Source organism: Bradyrhizobium sp. 31Argb (assembly GCF_043638955.1).
Lineage (GTDB): Bacteria > Pseudomonadota > Alphaproteobacteria > Rhizobiales > Xanthobacteraceae > Bradyrhizobium.
Map to the genome: position 1 here is coordinate 25,237 of NZ_JBEGDB010000072.1, position 6,288 is coordinate 31,524.

Below are 6,288 nucleotides of genomic sequence, written 5' to 3' on the forward strand. Positions count from 1 at the left end.
ACGAGAGTTCGAATTCAGCTCAATGTGATGACGTGCGGCGGCGGCACGTCGGCATAAAGCGCCTCGATCACTGCCGCGCGATGCTCCAGCACGGCGCGCTGGTTGATCGAGCCCTTGTCGGTAACCTCGCCGCGATCGATCGAGAGCGGCGCATCGAGCAGGATCGCGCGGGTGATCCGGGTCGACGATCCGGTGGCGCTGGCGAGGAAGCGGGCGAAGCGTTCGCGGAAAGCGGCGCGGACCAGGGGATCGGCCGCCGCCGTCGCGATGTCGGTGGCTGACAGCGCCGGGTTGATGACGCGGCAGCCGTCGAGATCCAGGATCACGATAGCGGAAATCTCGTCGCGGTTGATGCCGGCGATGACGACGTCGCGCACCAGCGGCGCGCAGGCGGCGATGAAGCGCGCGCGGAGCGGGCCGACGCTGACCCAGGTGCCGCTCGCGAGCTTGAAATCCTCGGCGATGCGGCCATCGAAATCGAAGCCGGCATCGAAATCATCTGCTTTGGCCGGCTTCAGCGCATCGCCGAATTTGTAGAACCCCTCTTCGTCGAAGGCCGCGGCGGTCAATTCGGGTTGGCGCCAATAGCCCGGCGTGACGTTCGGTCCCCTGGCGCGCACCTCAAGCTTGCCGTTGTTCGGCAACAGCTTGGCTTCGTTGCCTGATACGGGAAGGCCGACATGGCCGGAGCGGCTGGTGTCGGGTCGCACCGACATGAAGAACGGGGCAGTCTCGGTGGCGCCGAGCCCGGTCAGCATCGGCACGCGAAAACCGGTCTCGCGCACCGCGAGCTCGTCGAGGCTGTTCCAGACATAGGGCGACAGCGCCGCGCCGGAGAAGAACATCGCATGCAGACGGCCGAAGAATTTCGCACGCAGGCCGGAATCGTCGCGCAGATAGGGCAACAGCGATTCATAGCCCTTGGGCACGTTGAAATAGACCGTCGGCGAAATCTCGCGGAGGTTCTTCACGGTGTCCTCAATGCCGCCAGGCATCGGCTTGCCTTCGTCGAGATACATCGAGCCGCCGTTGAACAGCGTCAGCCCGATATTGTGGTTGCCGCCAAAGGTGTGATTCCAGGGCAGCCAGTCGACGATCACAGGTGGCTCGTCCTTCAGGAACGCCAGCGTCTCGCGCAGCATCACCTGGTTGGCGCAGAGCATGCGCTGGGTGTTGATCACGGCCTTGGGATTGCCGGTCGAGCCGGAGGTCAGCAGGAATTTCGCCAGTGCGTGGTCGATTGAATTGCCGGAGAGGATCACAAGCGGCTTTTCCGCCGACAGCCCGCGGGCGATCAGCGCCGAGGCGATGTGCCTAGCGGCATCGAGCAGTTGCGCGTAGCTGATCTCGCGCCAAGCGCCGCCCGCGGCGCGCTCTGCCATGAACACGCGGTGTGGCTCGGTGGCGGCCCAATGATGCAGCCGATCGGTGATGCGCTGCGGATAATCGACGAGCTTGCTGCGTGGGCGAAGATAGATCGTGCCATCGTCGCGCCGCTCGATGATAACAGCGGGATTGCCGAACGATATCGCGCGCAGCGGATGCGCGGTGGCATATTTGACTGACGCTGACATGTCGGGTCTGGCGCTCATCTCAGGTCGGCTTCACTTTCGCGGTCTTGTGCTCGAGGAATTCGCGGATCCGGCGTTTCGCCTCCTTGTCGCTCTGCGCCACCGTCGCCATCAGCGATTCCATCAACAGCCCGGTCTGCGGATTGGCTTCGGCGATCATCGGCAGCGCCTGCAGCACGGCAAAATTGGTCAGCGGCGCATTCCCCGCGATGCGCTCGGCGAGCTCGATCGCCTTCGGCAAGGCGCCGCCCGCGTCCGTCAGATATTGTGCGAAACCGTAGGCCGCGCCTTCGGTCGCGGAATAGACTCGTCCCGTCAGCATCATGTCGATCATCCGGGGCACGCCGATCAAGCGTGGCAGCCGCACCGATCCGCCGCCGCCGACAAAGATGCCGCGCTGGCCTTCCGGCAGCGCGAAATAGGCCGAAGGTTCGGCGACGCGGATATGCGCGGCGCAGGCAAGCTCGAGCCCGCCGCCGATCACGGCGCCCCTCAACGCGGCGATCACGGGCACGCGGCTATATTGGATGCGGTCGAACACCCGGTGCCACATCTGCGAATGCTGCAGGCCTTCGGTCGCGTCGCGCTCGGAGAGCTCGGACAGATCGAGGCCGGAGGAAAAATGGTCGCCGACGCCGTGGACGACGATGGCGCCGACGCCATCGGGGATGTCGGAAAAGCAGTCCTGGATCGCCAGCATGATGCCGTCGTTCAGCGCATTGCGCTTGGCCGGCCGGTTGAGGCCCACGGTCAGGACCGCGCCGTTGTTCTCGATCTTCAGCAGCGCCGCGCGATCCTCGGTCGCGGCGGAGGCGGCGTTTCCCATGGTCTTATTGTTTCCTTCCCAGAATAGTTATATTTTATAACGATCGGCCCGGGAGTCAATACGATGCCGTCATCGTGAGCGAGCATCCCGTAGGATGGGTAGAGCGCAGCAAAACCCATCGGCGATGGAGCAAGCTGCGCGAATGATGGGTTTCGCTGCGGCCTACCCGTCCTACGACGTCGTCCCTGCTTTTCGCAGGGACGACCCAAGCGTGGTGCGGCAGAGCCAATCCCACCACGATACCGGCGGCGGTTGCGACAGGATTTCGCAATCATCGATCTGTATTGAGGAGAGCATATCTCCGCCTCAATCGGTCGTGCATCTGACGGTCGTCAGCATTGCCGTCAGAAACAGGACTGTCAGATGATCGTTCATCGCCCGCTACCGAAGGTGCTCCGATGGCGGATGCGAAATTTGTGCGGTCGCGCCACGTTGCAGGGTGTGGCGGCGTTGACCGCGGCCTGCCTGATGTCTGGCTGTGCGACGGTGGCATTGGACCAGGGAGGCTCGCTGACGTCATATAGTGAGCTTCAGCCCTCCGACGGCGTGCTCACGAAGTCAAAGCTCTATGTGCGTGAGAATGAGGTGCTGGCGGCACGCACCGTGCGGATCGTCCCCGCGACGATTGCCGAGAAGGCAAGGGTGGAGGGGATCACGGATCAGGAGCGCAGATTGGTCGCCAACGCGATCGATCGCTCCCTTTGCGCCGGCCTCAGCGAACGCTTCACCGTGGTGGGCGCGAGCGACGATGCGGATATCACCGTTCATTCGCGGATCACGCAGATGACGCCGACCGACGAAAAGGCGGTGGCGGCATCGAAGGGGGCATCCATCGCCAAGACCGTGCTGCTTCCCGGCGTACCGGTGCCGGTCCCTCGCATTCCCATTGGCCTCGGCTCACTGTCGGTCGAAGCGGAGGCGCGGGCGCGCGACGGCAAGCAGGAAGGCGCCATGGTCTGGGGGCGCGGCGCGAATGCCCTCTCCGGTTCGGCGCGCGTGTCGCCGTCGGGCGACGCCTACGAACTGGCGAGCGCGTTCGGCGACGATTTCAGCCGGATGCTGGTCACCGGCAAAACGCCTTTCGGAGGGCTCGGGAAACCGCCTTCCATGGATCGCATCCAATCATGGGCGGGCGGCGCACCGAAATATGCGGCGTGCGAAGCATTCGGCCGCGAGCCGGGCATCGCGGGCCTGGTCGGGGGAGCGATCGGCGTGCCGCCGGATTGGAACGACAAGGCGCCCGAGGCGGGCACCACGACCGCGCAGGCTCAGTAGTCAGCTCGTGGTTTGTAGGGTGGGTTAGCGTCCGCCGAAGAGCGAAGGCGAAGGCGTAACCCACCATTCGCTCTCGCCGTGGATGGCGGGTTACGCCTTCCGCCTTCGCGTGTTGAAGCAGCGGAGGCCGTGGCTCGGCTAACCCACCCTTACGATTCGTCACCGCGCCGCCGACGCGCGGCCCTCGCCGTCGATCTGCCGGCCCATGATCGCGATCGCCTTCTGATAGACGCCGGCGGCATTCCAGGCTTCGATCGCCGCGAAGTTGGGTTCGCCGGGCTGGTAGCCGGCGCCGGCGCGCCAGCCGTGGGCCTTGAGGAAGTTGGCGGTCGAATTCAGCGCATTGGCGGCGACGTCGAGATTGCCGGTGCCGTAGGCCAGGATGTTCTTGGGCATGAATTGGGTCTGGCCGACCTCGCCGTGCATGGAGCCGCGCGTGGCTCCCGACAGCACGCCCCGGTCGACCAGCTTCAGCGCCGCGTAGAGCTGGTCAGTGAAGAATTCGGGTCGGCGGCAGTCATAGGCAAGGGTGGCGATCGACGACAGCATGTTCTGATTGCCGCGCTGGCTTCCAAAGCCGGTCTCCATGCCCCAGATCGCAATCAGCGGCCCGGGCGGAACGCCGTAGTGCTGCTCGATCGATGCGAACAGCGCCGCGTGGGACTGCTTGAGCGATCGTCCGCGCGCGACGATGGTCGAGGCGCCGCGCTTGGCGAGAAACTGGTCGAGCGACAGGCCAAAGCTCCGCTGGCCGCGATCGGCGGCGATGGTCGCGCTCGCATAGTGCGTCTGCATCAAGGCGGCGACACCGGTCTGTCCAATGCCCTTGCCGCTCGCCTCCCGAGCGAATTCCGCCTTCCAGGCCTCGTAACCTCCCGGGCCGTTACCGCATTGGGCGGCTTTCGCGATGCCGCCGAGAGGCGCGAGCGTCGCCAAAGTGATGAGGGTGGCGGTTGCAAGTTTCCTGGTCATCTCGAACTCCGTTGGTCGGCAGACATGATTTAAGCATAAATTGGGTGGACGCATAAATCGCATAACAATCGGGCGAAATCCGCACCCGGGAGGAAATCATGAAAAGGCTCATCGCCGCGGCCGTGGCTGCCAGCTTCGCTCTCGAAATGGCACATGCCGCGCCCTTGCCCGAGGCCAAGCCCGATGACGTCGGATTCTCGGAGCCGGGCCTGGCCCGGATGGACGATTTTTTCGCCCGCGAGATTGCGGCGAAACGGGTGCCCGGCGCCGTGGTCGCGATCGCCCGGGACGGCAAGCTCGTGCGCTACAAGGCCTATGGCCAGCTCGATCCGGTCAAGGGTACACCGATGTCCCTCGATGCCGTCTTCGCGCTGGCGTCCATGACCAAGCCGCTTGCCGCCGTCGCCGGGCTGACGCTGATGGAGCAGGGCCGTCTGCCGCTGCAGGCCAGGCTCGCGGACTATTATCCGGCCTTTGCCGACATGAAGGTCGGCATTCCGCAGGTGGACGGTTCGTTGAAGATGGACGCGCAAGCGTCGCCGATCACCATTCATGACCTTTATCGCCACACGTCCGGTCTCATGTACGGCGGACGGCCGGACAGCTCGAGCCCGCTCGCGCGCCTCTATCCTGACGGCACGGCGCCGGCAGTCGAGGGCGATACGCAGGCCTTCATCGATCGCATCACGAAGCTGCCGCTGGTGCACCAGCCGGGGACGGAGTTCGAATATGGCTTCTCGATCGACGTGCTGGGCGCGGTAATCGAAAAAGTCACCTCGCAGCGGCTAGGCGATTATCTGGCTTCGAATGTGTGGCAGCCGCTCGGCATGAACGATGCCACGTTCCATCCGTCGGAGGGGCAGCGCGACCGTCTTGCCCGTCCGTTTCCGAATGATCCGCTGACGGGCAAGCCGCAGAGCATCAGGCTGCTCGACACGCCGACCAAGTTCGACTGCGGCGGCGCCTGCGCGTTTGCCACCGTCGGCGACTATCTCCGTTTCGGCCAGATGCTGCTCAACGGCGGGGAGCTCGAGGGAAAACGCATTCTTGGGCCCAAGACGGTGCACCACATGACCTCCAACCACCTCGGGCCTGAGATCAAGAACAACGTCGCGAACGTGGAGCCGCATCGCGGCGGCTTCAGTTTTGGCCTCGGGGTGGCAGTGCGAACGAGCGAAGGTCTGTCAGCGGTCCCAGGTAACCCCGGCGAGTTCACCTGGAACGGCGCCTACGGCACGCAGTTCTTCTGCGATCCGAAGGAGCGCCTGGTCGTGGTCGTCGGAACGGCGGCGCCGGGCGAGCTCCGGAAGTACTACCGCGAGCAGGTCCAGGACATCGTCTACGGCGCCATGGTGCGGTGAGGCGCGCTGGCGGTTGCCCCCTCCGTCATTGCGAGCCGACGGGTCGCGCGAACGCGCGCCCGATGACGGGCTCCGCGAAGCAATCCATGTCTCCACGCGGGCGCTATGGATTGCTTCGCTCCGCTCGCAATGACGATGTGGATGCAACGGATGCGACAAATCAACCCGTCGGGCAAATCACCAAAAGTCTGTCCACCCCTCGCGCGAAAAACATTCCGCTTTCGCCGTCGGGCAAATCAGTGATTTAACTCCGCGCGTCTCACGCGAATGAGGGGCGGGTCGC

5 protein-coding genes are annotated in these 6,288 nt (G+C 64.6%); 2 read left to right on the top strand and 3 right to left on the bottom strand.

Features of this window, described 5'->3' with window-relative positions:
- Positions 1-14 precede the first annotated feature (14 nt).
- Positions 15-1,592: a feruloyl-CoA synthase gene (locus AAFX91_RS16455; RefSeq protein ID WP_394567149.1), complete on the bottom strand. Its 1,578-nt coding sequence runs from the start codon at positions 1,590-1,592 to the stop codon at positions 15-17.
- A 1-nt stretch (position 1,593) separates the two neighbouring features.
- Positions 1,594-2,397, bottom strand: coding sequence for a crotonase/enoyl-CoA hydratase family protein (locus AAFX91_RS16460; protein ID WP_130584010.1), 804 nt, complete (start codon positions 2,395-2,397; stop codon positions 1,594-1,596).
- Between the two features lie 363 nt (positions 2,398-2,760).
- On the opposite strand from AAFX91_RS16460, the gene AAFX91_RS16465 reads away from it, so the two are divergent.
- Complete coding sequence (locus tag AAFX91_RS16465) at positions 2,761-3,672, top strand: DUF3313 domain-containing protein (RefSeq protein ID WP_245476818.1); 912 nt, start codon at positions 2,761-2,763, stop codon at positions 3,670-3,672.
- 159 nt (positions 3,673-3,831) lie between these two features.
- On the opposite strand, the gene AAFX91_RS16470 is transcribed toward AAFX91_RS16465, so the two are convergent.
- Entirely contained in the window at positions 3,832-4,644 is an 813-nt protein-coding gene (locus AAFX91_RS16470) for a lytic transglycosylase domain-containing protein (RefSeq protein ID WP_130584067.1), read from the bottom strand.
- A 98-nt stretch (positions 4,645-4,742) separates the two neighbouring features.
- On the opposite strand from AAFX91_RS16470, the gene AAFX91_RS16475 reads away from it, so the two are divergent.
- On the top strand, positions 4,743-6,005 hold the full coding sequence (locus tag AAFX91_RS16475; protein ID WP_394567150.1) for a serine hydrolase domain-containing protein: 1,263 nt from the start codon (positions 4,743-4,745) through the stop codon (positions 6,003-6,005).
- The last annotated feature ends 283 nt before the right edge of the window (positions 6,006-6,288 follow it).